Source organism: Pseudomonas sp. KK18 (assembly GCF_037094675.1).
In the GTDB taxonomy this organism is placed as follows: domain Bacteria; phylum Pseudomonadota; class Gammaproteobacteria; order Pseudomonadales; family Pseudomonadaceae; genus Aquipseudomonas.
Genome location: NZ_CP146605.1, coordinates 2,083,547 through 2,098,835, shown reverse-complemented (window position 1 = coordinate 2,098,835; position 15,289 = coordinate 2,083,547). Strand labels below are relative to the sequence as shown.

The 15,289-nt window shown below is 59.6% G+C and carries 16 protein-coding genes; 8 read left to right on the top strand and 8 right to left on the bottom strand.

The window, feature by feature from the left end:
- Positions 1-9: 9 nt before the first annotated feature.
- Together V6607_RS09405 and V6607_RS09400 are read right to left on the bottom strand one after the other, a co-directional pair.
- Complete coding sequence (locus tag V6607_RS09405; protein WP_102368441.1) at positions 10-972, bottom strand: putative 2-dehydropantoate 2-reductase; 963 nt, start codon at positions 970-972, stop codon at positions 10-12.
- On the bottom strand, positions 969-1,361 hold the full coding sequence (locus tag V6607_RS09400) for a thioredoxin (protein ID WP_134325995.1): 393 nt from the start codon (positions 1,359-1,361) through the stop codon (positions 969-971). The genes V6607_RS09405 and V6607_RS09400 overlap by 4 nt, the downstream gene beginning before the upstream one ends.
- Between V6607_RS09400 and V6607_RS09395 the strand changes: the two genes are divergently transcribed.
- Both V6607_RS09395 and V6607_RS09390 read left to right on the top strand, forming a co-directional pair.
- On the top strand, positions 1,360-1,794 hold the full coding sequence (locus V6607_RS09395) for a PilZ domain-containing protein (protein WP_008437761.1): 435 nt from the start codon (positions 1,360-1,362) through the stop codon (positions 1,792-1,794). The genes V6607_RS09400 and V6607_RS09395 overlap by 2 nt on opposite strands.
- A 133-nt stretch (positions 1,795-1,927) precedes the next feature.
- Positions 1,928-3,004, top strand: coding sequence for a 3-deoxy-7-phosphoheptulonate synthase (locus V6607_RS09390; RefSeq protein ID WP_003218719.1), 1,077 nt, complete (start codon positions 1,928-1,930; stop codon positions 3,002-3,004).
- Positions 3,005-3,118: 114 nt separating this feature from the next.
- On the opposite strand, the gene V6607_RS09385 is transcribed toward V6607_RS09390, so the two are convergent.
- The gene (locus V6607_RS09385; protein ID WP_003189869.1) at positions 3,119-3,400 is read right to left on the bottom strand and encodes a GNAT family N-acetyltransferase; all 282 of its coding nucleotides are present in this window, start codon (positions 3,398-3,400) and stop codon (positions 3,119-3,121) included.
- Positions 3,401-4,026: 626 nt separating this feature from the next.
- On the opposite strand from V6607_RS09385, the gene oprI reads away from it, so the two are divergent.
- Positions 4,027-4,278: an outer membrane lipoprotei OprI gene (gene oprI, locus V6607_RS09380; RefSeq protein ID WP_003172710.1), complete on the top strand. Its 252-nt coding sequence runs from the start codon at positions 4,027-4,029 to the stop codon at positions 4,276-4,278.
- Positions 4,279-4,410: 132 nt separating this feature from the next.
- Here the strand turns inward: oprI and V6607_RS09375 are convergent, their stop codons facing one another.
- The 3 genes from V6607_RS09375 to V6607_RS09365 form a co-directional block, all read right to left on the bottom strand.
- A complete protein-coding gene (locus tag V6607_RS09375; RefSeq protein ID WP_008437756.1) occupies positions 4,411-5,379 on the bottom strand; it encodes a L,D-transpeptidase family protein in 969 nt (322 codons plus the stop codon).
- Between the two features lie 72 nt (positions 5,380-5,451).
- Entirely contained in the window at positions 5,452-5,745 is a 294-nt protein-coding gene (locus tag V6607_RS09370; protein ID WP_003218723.1) for a hypothetical protein, read from the bottom strand.
- Between the two features lie 58 nt (positions 5,746-5,803).
- Positions 5,804-6,409 carry an arylesterase gene (locus tag V6607_RS09365; protein WP_134325994.1) on the bottom strand — a complete coding sequence of 202 codons (606 nt, stop codon included), beginning with the start codon at positions 6,407-6,409 and terminating at the stop codon, positions 5,804-5,806.
- Positions 6,410-6,419: 10 nt separating this feature from the next.
- On the opposite strand from V6607_RS09365, the gene V6607_RS09360 reads away from it, so the two are divergent.
- Together V6607_RS09360 and V6607_RS09355 are read left to right on the top strand one after the other, a co-directional pair.
- A complete protein-coding gene (locus tag V6607_RS09360; RefSeq protein ID WP_003218726.1) occupies positions 6,420-7,103 on the top strand; it encodes an ABC transporter ATP-binding protein in 684 nt (227 codons plus the stop codon).
- Positions 7,103-9,613 (top strand): ABC transporter permease, encoded by a 2,511-nt coding sequence (locus V6607_RS09355; RefSeq protein WP_134325993.1) that lies wholly within the window; start codon positions 7,103-7,105, stop codon positions 9,611-9,613. The genes V6607_RS09360 and V6607_RS09355 overlap by 1 nt, the downstream gene beginning before the upstream one ends.
- A gap of 46 nt (positions 9,614-9,659) precedes the next feature.
- On the opposite strand, the gene greB is transcribed toward V6607_RS09355, so the two are convergent.
- Complete coding sequence (gene greB, locus V6607_RS09350) at positions 9,660-10,133, bottom strand: transcription elongation factor GreB (RefSeq protein ID WP_008437752.1); 474 nt, start codon at positions 10,131-10,133, stop codon at positions 9,660-9,662.
- Positions 10,134-10,285: 152 nt separating this feature from the next.
- Positions 10,286-11,515 carry a hypothetical protein gene (locus V6607_RS09345; protein WP_134325992.1) on the bottom strand — a complete coding sequence of 410 codons (1,230 nt, stop codon included), beginning with the start codon at positions 11,513-11,515 and terminating at the stop codon, positions 10,286-10,288.
- A gap of 304 nt (positions 11,516-11,819) precedes the next feature.
- Between V6607_RS09345 and V6607_RS09340 the strand changes: the two genes are divergently transcribed.
- From V6607_RS09340 to V6607_RS09330, 3 genes are read left to right on the top strand one after another with little or no spacing between them, the layout of a single operon-like run.
- Positions 11,820-12,746: an ABC transporter ATP-binding protein gene (locus tag V6607_RS09340; RefSeq protein ID WP_134325991.1), complete on the top strand. Its 927-nt coding sequence runs from the start codon at positions 11,820-11,822 to the stop codon at positions 12,744-12,746.
- Positions 12,743-13,468 carry an ABC transporter permease gene (locus V6607_RS09335; protein ID WP_134325990.1) on the top strand — a complete coding sequence of 242 codons (726 nt, stop codon included), beginning with the start codon at positions 12,743-12,745 and terminating at the stop codon, positions 13,466-13,468. The genes V6607_RS09340 and V6607_RS09335 overlap by 4 nt, the downstream gene beginning before the upstream one ends.
- A gap of 15 nt (positions 13,469-13,483) precedes the next feature.
- On the top strand, positions 13,484-15,289 hold the full coding sequence (locus V6607_RS09330) for a Gldg family protein (protein ID WP_134325989.1): 1,806 nt from the start codon (positions 13,484-13,486) through the stop codon (positions 15,287-15,289).

Genomic DNA, 15,289 nt, shown 5'->3' with positions numbered 1-15,289 from the left:
TCCCCCCAATCAGCGGTTATGCCGATCCATAAAACTCAAGGCCTGATACAGCGCCTGCATGCGTGGCAATTCACAACCCGCCGCGTTGGCCGCGGCCAAGGGGCGCGCGTAGATCGCCGCCAGTTCCAGCGGGCGCTTGTGCACGTAATCGTGATACATGCTGGGCAAGTAGTCATCCATGCTCTCGGTCATGGTGAACATCTGCCCGGCGTAACTGGCGGGAATCTCATGCCCGCAGGCGTGGGCGCCCTGCACCACTTCGGCCATCAGCGCCTGGATCAGTTCGCGGCTGGACTCATCCGCCATCATCGCCGTGGTGCCCGTGCCGAACACTACCGAGAGACCGTTGTAAGGCACGTTCCACACCAGTTTATGCCAGCGCGCCTGGTGCACATTGGCCATGGCCTGGGAATCGATACCGGCCTGGTGAAACAGCGCGGCGCCTTCTTCGACGATGGCTTGCCGACCGTTGTCATCGTTGGCCGCGGGGCCACTGTGGTAACCCAGGTTGACCCGGCCCAGCGCCTGATGCTCGACGATCCCGGGACCGGAACGGTGCACGCCGATGTAGCACAAGCCACCCAGCAGGTGCAGCGACGGCGGCAGGTGTTCACGCAGGCTGTCCTCTACGTCGAGGCCATTTTGCAACAGGATTATCCTGGCGTCCGGGGCGGCAACTTGAGCGATGGTCGGGGCCAGTTCGACATTCCCGGTCGATTTGGTGCCCACCAGCAGCCAGTCGCACGGCGGCATGTCGGCGGCGCGGGCATAAGCCTGTACCGGGTGAAGGTGCACGGTTCCGTGGATCGTGCTGTTGAGTTGCAGGCCGCGCTCGCTGACCGCCGCGTACTCGCTGCGCAGCAGGAAATGCACATCGAAGCCGGCGCGCGCGAGCATCACACCGTAGTAGCCACCAATGGCCCCGGTGCCGATGATCCCGATCCGTGGCGACTGTTTTGTTACTTCGGTCATGGCAACTCCTCTGGTATTCGTTTGAGCGCCTGCTGCACACCTTGAGTCAGGTCGCTGGCGGTCAGACGCGTCAGTGACGCTAATATTCCATGGAATTTCCCGTCACACACCACAAACAACGCCGGCAGGTGAAAGATCTCGTAGCGCTCCACTGCCCCGCCATTGTGACCCGCATCCACCCAGCACACCCGGTCCACCGGCAAGTCCCAACCCGGCAGTTGCTGGTGCAGGAAGCGGCAACGCGAGCAGCCGTCACCGGTAAACACCACCAGGGACGTGCCGGGAAGCCCCAGTAATTGCTGGTCGATATCCAGGTCGGTAAGTTGCAGTTCTTTCACTATACTGCTGCCACCGCCGTCAACTTGACGGTGCTCGGAGTCCGTGTGCATGGGTCGTTTCTTTCCTCACCCTGATGATGTCGCTGTCGAAATAACCCAACGCCCCATTTCCGGCATTTCCCGCCAACGGCTGCACACTATCGGCCTGGGCGGCGTCGCATGCAATTGCCCGCGCGCCTGGCGCCAGGGCGCGGCCATCGAGTTGCACATCCCCTCACTGGGCCAGACGGCCCGCTATCCGGGCTATGTGGCATGGTGCCGCAAGGCCGAAAACGGCTACCGCGTCGACATTGCCTTTACCGATGAGCAGGCCTTGTTCGGTGCGCGAATGGGTGAGCAAGTGTGCCAGATCGAACGGTACTGCCGCCTCCACGAAGGCGCCGAGCCCACACTCGGGCAGAGCGAAGCGCTGGCCCGGGAATGGGTCACGCGCCATGCCGGCGAGTTCTCCCATGAGGCTTTTGTGCTGCCAGCGCTGGATTAAAGCGGACGTTGCCCATTGTCTCGCAGCCTTGTAACGCGCTAAGGTTCCGCTCCCCGCTGCACTTAAATCATGCTGTGCTCCGCCGCACGGGGATCGCTGGCGGCCGGCACCCGTGACCCTGACGAGTAACACGATGGCTGATTTACCGATCAACGACCTTAACGTCGAATCCAACGAGACCCTGATCACGCCCGATCAGCTCAAGCGCGAAATCCCCCTGAGCGACGCTGCCCTGCAGACCGTCACCAAGGGCCGCGAAGTCATCCGTGAGATTCTCGACGGCACCGACCACCGCCTGTTCGTGGTCATCGGGCCGTGCTCGATCCATGACCTCAAGGCTGCCCACGAATACGCCGAGCGCCTGAAGGTGCTGGCGGCGGAAGTGTCCGACACCTTGTACCTGGTGATGCGTGTCTATTTCGAGAAGCCGCGTACCACCGTCGGCTGGAAAGGCTTGATCAACGACCCGTACCTGGACGACTCGTTCAAGATCCAGGACGGCCTGCACATCGGTCGTCAATTGCTGCTGGACCTGGCGGAAATGGGCCTGCCGACGGCAACCGAAGCCCTGGACCCGATTTCCCCGCAGTACCTGCAAGACCTGATCAGCTGGTCGGCAATTGGTGCACGCACCACCGAATCCCAGACTCACCGCGAAATGGCTTCCGGCCTGTCCTCGGCCGTGGGTTTCAAGAACGGTACCGATGGCGGCCTGACCGTGGCGATCAACGCCCTGCAGTCGGTCTCCAGCCCGCACCGCTTCCTGGGCATCAACCAGGAAGGTGGCGTGTCCATCGTCACCACCAAGGGCAACGCCTACGGTCACGTGGTACTGCGTGGCGGCAATGGCAAGCCCAACTATGATTCGGTCAGCGTGGCCTTGTGCGAACAGGCGCTGAACAAGGCGAAGATCAAGCCGAACATCATGGTCGATTGCAGCCACGCCAACTCCAACAAGGACCCGGCCCTGCAACCGCTGGTGATGGAGAACGTGGCCAACCAGATTCTGGAAGGCAACCAGTCGATCATCGGCCTGATGGTCGAAAGCCACCTGAACTGGGGCTGCCAGGCGATTCCAAAGGACCTGGCCGACCTGCAATACGGCGTGTCGATCACCGATGCGTGCATCGACTGGTCTGCCACCGAGACCACCTTGCGCAGCATGCACGCCAAGCTCAAGGACGTGTTGCCCAAGCGCCAGCGCGGCTGAGCACAGACTGCGGACACAAAAACGCCGGGCTAAACCCGGCGTTTTTTTTGATCGTTCCCCCGCCCTGCGTGGGAATGCATCCTGGGATGCTCTGCGTACCGCCCTACTCAATGCTCAAAGCTTCGCGGCATGGCGCTGGTGGCGCTCCATGTAGCGCTCAACGTAGGAGCAGGACGGGATCACCGTATAACCTGCCTCTTCGGCGAACTTCAACGCTTCCTCGGTCAGCGCGGCAGCAATGCCACGGCCGCGCAATGCGTTGGGCACGAAGGTGCGATAGATATCCAGGGTCTGCTTCCCGAGATCCATATAGGTCAGATAGGCACGATGACCGTCCACATTGGTCTCGAACTGATGACCAGCCTGGTCATGGTGGATGGACAACGCCTCGCTCATCACTACTCCTCGCGGGTCTTGGTTTCTGACCCCTACCTTACCGATGTTTTTCCGGCGAAGGAACATCTACGCCACCCGGTGCCGGTTTCGACAACGAGAAAAGCGGCCAGTGTCTTGCACTAGCGCTCACAACCCGCACAGGGAAATAGTAGGCGCCAATCGCACAATTGCTCAAGACGCGCTCGTCTTCCGTTGCGCTGGCGGACATAGAAAGGGCCAATCGAGATTCCTTACGTCGATGGCCTGAACATTGCCGGCAGTTGAAGCTTGAGACGAACACGCGCTCTTAAAGTCACCTCAACATGCACAAAAGATACCGAATGGCGAAAAGACAATCTGAACAATAGTGTCAGGGACGATATATAAAATGACTTATGTTTACATGGCTTAACACATGCCAGCCGGCCCTTTCAGGCTGGATCCAATCCTCGGCCGAGTGCAAAAATCTGCATATTTTTTATACAGACTCTCGAAAGATTAGCCAAAATAGATTGGACGCGAGAATTTTTTTTGCTTCTTGCGCTACGTCAGTTTACTTACTACAAGTAATGGGTAGTATGTACGCCGGCTATTAGCTCACTCTGAGAAAGTAGCCATTTAATAGAAAGTCCTTGAAGGGGAACACGATGAACAACGTTCTGAAATTCTCTGCTCTGGCTCTGGCCGCAGTTCTGGCTACCGGTTGCAGCAGCGTCTCCAAAGAAACCGAAGCTCGTCTGACTGCAACTGAAGACGCAGCAGCACGCTCCCAGGCTCGTGCAGACGAAGCCTACCGTAAAGCTGATGAAGCTCTGGCTGCTGCTCAAAAAGCACAACAGACTGCTGACGAAGCTAACGAGCGCGCTCTGCGCATGCTTGAAAAAGCAAGCCGCAAGTAATAATCCTCCGGGGTTGTTATCAAGCCGATCCATTCTTGGATCGGCTTTTTTTTGCCTGTGATTTGGCTGGATTCCAGACAATAAAAAACCCGTCACCGCGCGAGGCGATAACGGGTTATGGATCGTGCAGGCTTACTGCTGCAGATCGACCGGCGTACTCGATACCATCGGCGCCCCGCCGGGTACACCGATTTCCGTCGGCAAACCGTCTTCAGCCGCAACCACGTCACGCACCTGGTCCCAGTTGACCCGCAGGTTGCTGGACAGGTCTTCACGCTTGAGCAAGGCGTTGATGACGGCGGTGTGCTTGTCGACGACCGATGGGGTGCCATCGTCGTTCAGCGGCGTATGGGCTTCCAGGTAGACCTTGCCCCCGGCCGCGCCGAACTTGTAGGCGTCGTTGATAATCCGCACCGACGTGCCCACCGGCACCATGTCGGCCATTTCCAGCACGTTGTTGTTGAACATGCGGAAGCAACCGTGGCTGGTACGGGTACCGATGCCGAACTTCATGTTGGAACCGTGGATCAGGTAGCCCGGCGTGCCGAGGGTGAACTTGAACGGCCCCAGCGGGTTGTCCGGGCCCGCCGGCACGACGTTGGGCAACGGGTCGCCATTGGCGGCGTGTTCTGCCTTGATCGAGGCTGGCGGGGTCCAGGTCGGGTTCGGGATCTTGCCCGTGATGGTGGTGTGGGCCACTGGCGAGCCCCAGCCTTCACGGCCAATCCCCAACGGGAACGTGTACACCACGTTCTGGCCCTTGGGGTAGTAGTAGAGCCGGTACTCCGCCAGGTTGATCACGATGCCTTCACGCGGGCCGGGCGGCAGGATGAAGCGCGTCGGCAACACGATCTCGGTACCCGCTCCCGGCAGCCAGGCATCCACGCCCGGGTTGGCCGCGACCATCTCCGAATAACCCAGGTCGTAGGTGGTGCCGAGGTCCGCGAAGGTATCTTCGTACTTGGCCTTGATCACCTGGACCTGGCCAACGATATCTTCACCCGGTGGCGGCAAAGGCAACTGCAAGGCTGCAGCAGGACCGGCCGCGCAGAGCGCAGCGAGAGACAGGCAGCAGGTGACGGCGGAAAGGCGCGACAACATCCGGGAATTCCTTCGCAGATCGACGGGTAGTAGAAAATGGATTGTACACGGCTGCCCGGCGGGCACCCATATTCAAAGCTCGAAGCGCAGCTCTGGCCAGATCGGCGGTGTGCCGCGTTTTTGCGACTCGAGGATCGCCCGGCACAGGGGGCACAAACGCTGGTCCTGGAAGATCGAGCGATCCACCGATGACCAGCGCGGCTGGGCAGGCAACAACGTGCCGCAGAGGGTGCGGTCGATGGACCCGCCCAACTCCAATTGACGCGTCACCAGATGCACCCGGACTTCCTGGCAGGCGAACAGATCCAGCTGTTCGTCAGGCTCGATCAGTTGGTAGGCAAACAGTGACCAGGCAGGACGCGACATCGGGGGCTCCAAATCGGGGGGGCGCCACCTTAGCCGAAAGACCGCTGCTAGAAAAGCGTCATAGCAGTGGTTTTAGCGTTGGCCAGACATTTTCCAGCAACTTGCTCTGCGCGCCAACCGCCGGGTGCAATTGGTCAGCCTGCATCAGCTCTGGATGGCCGCCGATTCCTTCCAGGAAAAACGGTACCAGCGGGACGCTTTTCTCCTTGGCCAACGCCCCGTAGACCTCGGCAAACGCGGTGGTGTATTTCGGGCCGTAATTGGGCGGTAACTGCATGCCCAGCAGCAGCACCTTGGCACCGCTGGCCTTGGACTGTTCAATCATCGATGCAAGATTTTGTTTCAATTGCTCGGGTGGCTGCCCACGCAGGCCGTCATTGCCGCCCAGCTCAATGATCACCAGGTCCGGCTTATGCTCTGCAAGCGCCGCCGGCAGCCGCGCCCGGCCTCCGGCACTGGTGTCGCCGCTGATAGAGGCGTTGACCACTTTATCGTCGAAACCTTCGCTCTTGAGCCGTTGTCCCAACAACGCTACCCACCCTTTGCTGGTATCCAGCCCGAAACCGGCACTGATACTATCGCCAACGATCAGGACTGTACCCGCCGCTGCGTTCTGGGCCATGCACATCAAGGCCAGGCCAGCACTCAAAAACCACATTCGCATTGGATTCTCCATGGGCGCAAGCATTCTCACCGCGCGAAACCTTAGCAAAGTGGTTCCCAGCGCGGAAGGTGAACTGACTATCCTGCACGAACTGAGCCTGGAACTGAACAAGGGCGATAGCCTGGCTATCGTCGGCGCCTCCGGTTCCGGCAAATCCACCCTCCTCGGCCTGCTGGCCGGCCTCGACCTGCCCAGCAGTGGCGAAGTCACCCTCGCCGGCCAGGCCCTGAGTACCCTCGACGAAGACCAGCGTGCACGCATCCGCGCCGAGCACGTGGGGTTTGTGTTCCAGTCCTTCCAGTTGCTCGACAGCCTCAACGCGCTGGAAAACGTGATGCTGCCCCTGGAGCTGGACGGTCGCAAGGACGCCCGCGAGCGCGCCAAACACCTGCTGGAGCGTGTCGGCCTGGGCCAGCGTCTCACCCACTCGCCGCGCCAACTCTCGGGGGGTGAGCAGCAACGGGTAGCGATTGCCCGGGCGTTTGCTGCCGAACCGGACGTGCTGTTTGCCGATGAACCCACCGGCAACCTCGACAGCCATACCGGCGAGCGCATCAGCGACCTGCTGTTCGAACTCAACAAAGAGAGCGGCACGACCCTGGTGCTGGTGACCCATGACGAGCGCCTGGCCCACCGTTGCCGTCGCCTGATCCGTCTTGAAGCCGGCCTGATGGTCGCGCCCCTGGAGCCTTGATGGCACGCTTGCCCTTGTTGCGCCTGTTCAGCCTTGCCCTTCGCCAGTTGCTGCGCGATGCCCGCGCCGGCGAACTGCGTGTGCTGTTCTTCGCCCTGCTGGTGGCCGTGGCCGCCAGCACCGCCATCGGTTACTTCGGTGCCCGCCTGAACGGCGCGATGATGTTGCGCGCCACCGAGTTCCTGGCGGCCGACCTCGTGCTGGAAGGCAGTTCACCCGCCCGCACCGAGCAAATCCAGAGTGGCACCGAGCTGGGCCTGCAGCACGCCAGGGTGGTGGAATTCTCCAGCGTGATTGCCACTGACGCTGGCATCCAGCTGTCCAGCATCAAGGCGGTCAACGAGGCGTATCCGTTGCGCGGCGAGCTGAAGAGCGCCGCCGAACCCTTCGCCGAAGAAACTGCCGGAGGTGGCCCCAAACCCGGTGAAGCCTGGGTGGAAGCACGGCTGTTGACGGCACTGAACCTGAAAATCGGCGACAGCATCGACGTCGGCATGAAGACCCTGCGCCTTTCGCGCGTGCTGACCTATGAGCCGGATCGCGCCGGCAACTTCTATAGCCTGACGCCCAGGGTGATGATCAACCTGGCCGACCTTGACGCCACCGGCGTGGTGCAGCCCGGCAGTCGCGTGAGTTATCGCGACCTGTGGCGCGCGCCACAAGGCGGCACCGTGCTGCAAACCTATCGCGACCTGGTCAAGCCCGGCCTGGCTGCCAACCAGCGGCTGCAGGATGCGCGCGACGGCAACCAGCAGATCGGCGGCGCGCTGGGCAAGGCCGAACGTTACTTGAACATGGCCAGCCTGGTGGCGGTGCTGCTCTCCGGCGTGGCCGTGGCGCTCTCGGCCAATCGCTTCGCCAGCCGACGCTTTGATGCCAGCGCCTTGCTGCGCTGCCTCGGGTTGTCGCGACGCGAAACCATGTTGCTGTTCAGCCTGCAATTGGCCGTGCTGGGGTTGCTGGCCAGCCTGACCGGCGCCCTGCTCGGCTGGCTGGCGCAATTGGGCCTGTTTGCGCTGTTGCATGACCTGCTGCCGGCGGACGTTCCACCCGGCGGGCTGCTGCCGGCCGTTGCCGGGATTGGCACCGGGCTGGTAGCCCTCGCCGGTTTTGCCCTGCCGCCATTGGCCGCACTGGGGCGCGTGCCACCGCTGCGGGTATTGCGACGCGACCTGCTGCCGATCCCTTCCAGTACGTGGATGGTCTACGGTGCCGCGCTGTTTGCCCTGGGCCTGATCATGTGGCGCTTGAGCCTCGATCTGGTGCTGACCTTCGCCCTGCTGGGTGGCGGCGTGATTGCTGCACTGGTTCTCGGCGGCCTGCTCCTGCTGCTGTTGCAAAGCCTGCGGCGCCTGCTGGCCCAGGCCTCCCTGCCCTGGCGCCTGGGGCTGGGCCAGTTGCTGCGTCATCCCCTGGCCGCCGCGGGGCAGTCACTGGCGTTCGGGCTGATCCTGTTGTCCATGGGCTTGATCGCGTTGTTGCGCGGCGAATTGCTGGATACCTGGCAGAACCAGTTGCCCAAGGACGCCCCCAACTATTTCGCCCTGAACATCCTGCCCGCCGACAAAGACACCTTCGGCGCACGCCTGCTGGAATTACAGGCGCAATCGGCTCCGTTGTATCCGGTGGTACCGGGACGACTGATCAGCATCAATGGCGCGCCAGTGCAGGAGATTGTCAGCAAGGACTCCAGCGGCGATCGTGCAGTACAGCGAGACTTGAGCCTGACCTGGGCCGCCGACCTGCCACCGGGCAACAAGCTGACGGCGGGCTCCTGGTGGACGGCGCAACCGACCGACGAGATTCCAGGCGTCTCGGTGGAAGCCAAGGTCGCCGACAGCCTGAAACTCAAGCTCAACGATCACCTGGTGTTTACCGTCGGCGGGGAAAACCGCGAAGCGCGGGTCACCAGCCTGCGGGAAATCAACTGGGACAACTTCCAGCCCAACTTCTTCATGATCTTCCAGCCCGGCACCCTGAAGGACCTGCCGGCCACCTACCTGACCAGCTTCTACCTCGCACCCGGCCATGACCAACAGATCGTCGACCTGTCCCGGGCCTTCCCGGCGGTGACCATCCTGCAGGTGGAGGCACTGCTGGAACAACTGCGCAGCATCCTGGCCCAGGTCACCCTGGCGGTGGAGTACGTACTGTTGTTTGTCCTGGCAGCGGGGATGGCCGTGTTGTTCTCCGGGCTCCAGGCAACCCTCGATGAGCGGATTCGCCAGGGCGCCCTGCTGCGGGCGCTGGGGGCTGAGCGCAAGTTGCTGGTCAAGGCCCGGCGTATCGAGTTCGGGTTGTTGGGCGCAGTCAGCGGGCTGTTGGCAGCGCTGGGCACTGAACTGGTGACACTGGTGCTGTACCGCTACGCGTTCGACCTGACCTGGCACCCGCATCCGTGGCTATTGCTGCTGCCGGTGATCGGCGCCGTGCTGATCGGCGGTGCCGGCGTGTTCGGCACCCGCCGCGCACTGAATGCCAGCCCGTTGACGGTGCTGCGCGAGGGCTGAAAACGCAAATGGCCCGCACGCGTTCATGCGTACGGGCCATCCGTTGTCACTTCACATATTCGATAGCGGTGATCCACCAGCACACTTCGCCACTGGGGGTCTGCACGAGCGCCTCGTCATCCACTTCCTTGCGCAACAGTGCCCGGGCCATGGGTGAGTCGATGGAGATGTAGTCCATACGCTCATAGATCTCGTCGTACCCCACGATGCGAAACCGCTTGGTCTCGCCCTGTTCGTTTTCAATCTCCACCCAGGCGCCGAAAAACACCTTCCCTTCCTGCTCGGGCATGTACTCGACCACGCGCATGTCTTCCAGGCGCTTGCGCAAATAACGCACCCGGCGATCAATTTCCCGCAGCAGCTTCTTGTTGTACTGGTAGTCGGCGTTTTCGCTCCTGTCCCCCAGGGAGGCCGCCCACGTCACTTTGCGGGTGGTATCAGGGCGCTTTTCTCGCCACAGGTAATCAAGCTCCTTTTTCAGGGCTTCATGACCTTCTTTGGTAATCAGCTTGGTGCTCAAAAGCTCTACATCCCCTGGAAGTTTGCATTTTTCAGACCCGCTGCCGCATCAGGCACAACGCATTTAACGCCCGATGTCGGCTGTGGGGGTCGATGATAAATGAACTCGGGAAAGTAGCCAGACCCACCGGCGGATTCCGGCAACGACGCGTATCAGTCAGCCTCCGTCTGGGTCGGGCCGCATTCAGGCTGGCCGCGCCCGTTCTCGCCAAGCCATGCAAGTGACTCATCCAGGGATTGAAGCGTAACCCTCAGGTTGTCCCGCAGGACAGGCAACTGGAACAGCGCAGCCGTCAGCTGTTGCTCCTTGAGGCGCACCGCAAGGTCACGGTCATGCAACTGGGCTTCCTGGCTCTCCAGGTAGCGCGCACGCTCGTCCATTCGACGCTGCTCTGTCTGGTTCAGCGCCGAGCTGCCAGCCAGATGCTCCTCCCGGAGGGCCAGCGTGCGGGCCAACTGTTCCAGGGACGTTTCCTTTTCGGCAATCCTGTCGGCACTCCGCTGACTCTCCTGCTCAAGGTCAGCCTTTTCCTGGCGCAGTTCGAGACGCAACTGATCAAGCGCTTCTTCCTGCTTGAGCACGCTGAGCTTTTGCTGCGTCAGCTCCTGTGACAATCGGGAAAGATTGGCCAGCGTATCGTCCACTTCAAACAACGAGGCTGACTCATTCCGGGCAGGCATGGGCGGCGGCGCCTGGGGGACAGGTTCAGGTTGTTGGACTATGGGCGCCGGCAGTGGCGCAGCGACAGCAGGCGCCTCGATCGGTGCCTGTAGTGGCGCCTCAACGAGCGGCTCGGATATCTCGAGCTCAGCCTCGGGCGCCTGCGTCACCGGCTCGGGCAATGACCGCGCAGGCTCTGAAGGATCGGGGGACCTGGGAGCAGACACCATTCTTGAGGAGAAACGAATCGACGGCACGATCAACGTATTGCTTTCAATGGCGGGCAAACCGGGCGCCGACGTTCCCAGGGTAATCACCTTCATCACCAGGGATTTCTTGATCGTCAACGAGTGATGATCTTCAGGCCTGGCCGGGGGCAATTTGCAGCCTTTCAAATCAACAAAATGAAAGGGAATCTGAGTTTCGCCGCTGCTTGCAGATTTTGCCCCGGGAGCAGCCGCGAGCGTCAGGATTTGCTTAAAGACATGGGTCGCTATTTGCAGGTCTTCCTTGGAGTCTATCGCCCCCAGAAAGTAACGTTCGGACTTTTTGCGCAACGCTGCGATGTACACCCGTGAACTACCGGGCTCTGTTTCTTCATCCAGACTGTAGGCAAGAAAGTTTGAAGAGATCTGCGCCACCGCAAAACCACAAAGCAGTGCACCATTGACCGGTGCATCATGCCCGGACTGTTCAAGAACAAGGGTACGTAGAAGCAGCATGACATCAGGCTCCATTTCAAATTGGCATAAACTTTAAATAAACACCAAATAAACAACGACTGTAATTAAATCATCAAAAGCAAAACAATTGTTTCAGCGAGTCATAGTCTGGCATGTAGGACTTATCTTATTCAGCCCCCTCAGCATTTCCAAGAGCGTTTATTGAACGTACCATTTTTTAACAGTGCGACGTCGGAAAAGCTTCAACATAAAAAGATTTCAAGCATTGAATTTCGAACATTCACAACCTGCTGTTCACCCAGGTTAATCCAGCCTTGCCATATCCATTCAGTAGAAAAGCATAATGATAGAGATAACGAGCCTGACAAAAACCATGGGCGGAAAAAACATTATTCATGACTTCTCATTCAACGCTCAACCCCAGGAATGCATCGGGCTGTTTGGAAATGATGGTGCGGGAAAAACAACTATTATCAAAATGATCTCAGGCTCGACTACACCCTCTTCAGGCCATATAAAAATATTCGGTAACGATATCGCCCTGAACGCATTCCAGGCAAAGAAAGTCACCGGCTACCAGCCAGAGCGACTCTTGAGCCATGGTGCAATGAGTGTAAAGGCCTTTCTCGGTTTCATTGCCGAAATACGTGGATTCCGCGGCGCGGAAAAACGCAAGATGATTGACCGGGCAGTTGCACGGCTTGAGTTGTGGCGGATACTCAAAAGCCCGGTGGAAACCCTCACGGACGGGTTGAAACGCAAGGTAGCCATCGCCCAGGCAATCCTGCATGACCCCGGCCTGCTGTTGCTCGACGAGCCAACAGAAGGTCTGAGTGCCGACCAGAAACACAAAGTCAGAATGCTCATCAAGTCGCTCAGCGACGAGATGACGATCATTGTCGCGTCCCGTGCGCCGGAAGAACTGACCGGTATTTGTAACCGCGCACTGGTGATAGCCGACGGCCGATTGGTGGCAGACACTTCGGTGCCCGAACTGCAGCGCAGCTCCCGTCATCACCAGGCGGTCACCCTTGCAGCCGACACACCGCTGGACCTGTTGGCCCTGGCGGTATTGCCCGGGGTCGCCGGCATCGAGGAAGACCGCGAGACTCCCGGCACAGTGACCGTACTCGCCCTGCCGGGGCAAATCATCTACCCCCACATCAATGCACTGGTCACCCAGCGCCGCTGGAAGCTCAATGCCCTGAACCTGGAAGCCGGGCGCCTGGATGACGTTGTGCACCATATGAGCCAGGAGGCATCGATTTGAAACTTCTCCCGGTCATATTCAAGCGTCAACTGGTCAGTTATCTTTCGGCTCCCCTCACTTACCTGAGCACTGCGGTTTTCCTGACCGCCGCTGCTGTATTTGGCTTCCATGCAACCCGGTTACTGGAAGTCGGCAGTGCCGACTTGCAGGGCTTCTTCCAGTTGCACCCCTGGCTCTACTTACTGTTGACACCTGCCCTATGCACTCGGCTTTGGGCCGACGAGCCCACCACCGGTTCCATGGAGTTCCTGAAAACCCTGCCCGTCACACGTTTCGAGATAGTGGTCGGAAAGTTTCTGGCGGCCTGGATTGTTTCCGGCGTGGCCCTGCTGTTGACCTTCCCGATAGTCATCACCGTCAACTATTTTGGCAATCCGGACAATACAGTCATTGCGTCACAATACCTGGGAAGTTGGGTATTGGCCGGATGTTATCTATCCGTGGGTTGTTTTATCTGCGCACTGACACACCATCGCGCGATTATATTCACCGTAACCCTGTGCTTGCTGCTGACCGCCAGTGGCCTGTCATCCATTCTTGATGCGATTGAACATCAAGTTCCGGTATGGCTGATTGACCGCCTTCTTTCCCTGAGCCCGTCTGCGCGTTTTGACGCCATTGACCAAGGGGTACTGGCTCTTCAAGACAGTTTGTACTTCATCAGTATGATCATCGCCTTTCTTGGCGCGACGGTCATTGTCCTGAATGTAAGAAACGGTTGAGAGGGACACATCACGATGAAAACGCGACTAAGTGCCAGCCTCACAATTATCACGCTCCTGTTACTGTTTCTCGCTTTTAACCTGGTCTGGGCACTGAAACTTCCAAATCCACGGCTGGATTTTTCGGAACAGAACATCCATACACTTTCCGATCCTGTACAGACTATGCTCGGTTCACTGGAAAGACCGGTGGATCTGTACTTCTTCAATTCAAGCAACCGTGCACACAAAGCCAACGCCGTTGAAAGCTACGCTAAACGGGTAGAGCTGTTGCTCAAGGAATATGAAAAAGCGGCAAAGGGCAAAATCAACCTGCACCTCATCGACCCCACCCCTTTTTCTGAAGATGAATACAAAGCCAGGTTACTGGGACTTGACGAACAACACGGATTCTTCGGCCTGGTGGGTACCAGCGCGGGCCATGCGCCCAATAGCATCCCGTCATTCAGCCCGGACCGGGAGTCACTGCTGGAGTATGAAATCAGCCATTTGATTCATAAGGTGATCCACCCCGAGCAACCCATTGTGGGCTTGATCTCCCGGCTGCCAATAAACGGTGAGCGAGATGAACGCAACGGCGTTAATACGCCTCCCTGGCAGGTGTTGCAGGAGATCCGTCGCCAGTTCAACGTGGTGAGCCTGGAGCCGGGTATCGCGCAAATTCCTGAACACGTCAAAACCCTGATGGTGATTCATCCCGGCAACCTGCCTGACCAAACCCTCTACGCAATAGACCAGTTTGTATTGGGCGCAGGCAAGTTGATGATGTTTAACGACCCGCTTGTCGGGCTGGACACCAGCGTCACGGCCCCGGAAAACCCCAGGCTGGAGGCATTGCTGTCCGCCTGGGGCATCCAGATGCCCGCGAACAAGGTGATTGCCGATCGCGACTATGCCACTTCGGTGATCCTGACCACAGGCCAGCCGCCTGTGCGCCATCCCGCGGCACTGACCTTGCCCCGCCAGGCGATGGCACAGGATGACATCAGCGCCTGGAAACTTCACAACGTCAACGTCTTGAGCAGCGGCGCCCTGGTCCCTGCCAAGAGAAGCCGCATGACCTTCACCCCGTTGCTGCAAAGCTCCGCGCACGCCGCGCTGTTTGAGGCAGAGCGCTTCGCCCTGCCAGCGCAGCTCAATTCACTGATCAATGAAACAGCCACTCGCGCTCAACAACAGGTGATCGCCGCCCGCGTCGAAGGGCCCGCCTATTCCGCCTTTCCTGACGGCATCAGTGGGCGTAACACCGGCTTGCAAAAGGCTGCGAACATCCATGTGGTCGTGGTCGCCGACACTGACCTGCTCAGCGATCGTGTGTCTGGAATGCTCCAGAAGCATCGCGCGGCGGGTACCCCGTTGTCAGATAACGCGATGTTTGTATTGAACACCCTGGACAACCTGGCGGCGCCCGATGCACTGATGAACATTCGCCCCCGCGCAGGCGGTGCTCGATCACTGCAGGTGCTGCAGGCAATGCGCGAAGACGCGGCACTGGCCTACGGTGAGAAATCCGCCGAACTGGCGCAACGCCTGGAACAAACGGAAAAGGAATGGCAACTGCTCAACCCCCCGACAATTTCCCCGGGCCCTCAGGCTGCAACCTCCAACACACTGCTGCAAGCGCTCAACAAGGAGCGGTTGCGAATCCCCATGGAAATTCACGCGTTGAAGGTCCAGTCATACGCCGAGGTTCACGCCCTGGAACGCAAAGTGAAGCTGCTCAATATCGTGCCTGTACCGCTGATACTGTGCCTGATTGCGTGGGGTATTTTCCTGTTGCGTCGCCGTCACCGGCACCTGCCTTCAGCAGCATTCTACTGA

Excerpts from the sequence above, each read along its gene's own strand:
- V6607_RS09360 (WP_003218726.1), top strand. The coding sequence starts at position 6,420 with ATGGGCGCAAGCATTCTCACCGCGCGAAACCTTAGCAAAGTGGTTCCC.
- V6607_RS09355 (WP_134325993.1), top strand. The coding sequence starts at position 7,103 with ATGGCACGCTTGCCCTTGTTGCGCCTGTTCAGCCTTGCCCTTCGCCAG.
- V6607_RS09345 (WP_134325992.1), bottom strand. The coding sequence starts at position 11,515 with ATGCTGCTTCTACGTACCCTTGTTCTTGAACAGTCCGGGCATGATGCA.
- V6607_RS09375 (WP_008437756.1), bottom strand. The coding sequence starts at position 5,379 with ATGTTGTCGCGCCTTTCCGCCGTCACCTGCTGCCTGTCTCTCGCTGCG.
- V6607_RS09330 (WP_134325989.1), top strand. The coding sequence starts at position 13,484 with ATGAAAACGCGACTAAGTGCCAGCCTCACAATTATCACGCTCCTGTTA.
- V6607_RS09390 (WP_003218719.1), top strand. The coding sequence starts at position 1,928 with ATGGCTGATTTACCGATCAACGACCTTAACGTCGAATCCAACGAGACC.
- V6607_RS09395 (WP_008437761.1), top strand. The coding sequence starts at position 1,360 with ATGGGTCGTTTCTTTCCTCACCCTGATGATGTCGCTGTCGAAATAACC.
- oprI (WP_003172710.1), top strand. The coding sequence starts at position 4,027 with ATGAACAACGTTCTGAAATTCTCTGCTCTGGCTCTGGCCGCAGTTCTG.
- V6607_RS09400 (WP_134325995.1), bottom strand. The coding sequence starts at position 1,361 with ATGCACACGGACTCCGAGCACCGTCAAGTTGACGGCGGTGGCAGCAGT.
- V6607_RS09370 (WP_003218723.1), bottom strand. The coding sequence starts at position 5,745 with ATGTCGCGTCCTGCCTGGTCACTGTTTGCCTACCAACTGATCGAGCCT.
- V6607_RS09340 (WP_134325991.1), top strand. The coding sequence starts at position 11,820 with ATGATAGAGATAACGAGCCTGACAAAAACCATGGGCGGAAAAAACATT.
- V6607_RS09385 (WP_003189869.1), bottom strand. The coding sequence starts at position 3,400 with ATGAGCGAGGCGTTGTCCATCCACCATGACCAGGCTGGTCATCAGTTC.
- V6607_RS09405 (WP_102368441.1), bottom strand. The coding sequence starts at position 972 with ATGACCGAAGTAACAAAACAGTCGCCACGGATCGGGATCATCGGCACC.
- V6607_RS09365 (WP_134325994.1), bottom strand. The coding sequence starts at position 6,409 with ATGCGAATGTGGTTTTTGAGTGCTGGCCTGGCCTTGATGTGCATGGCC.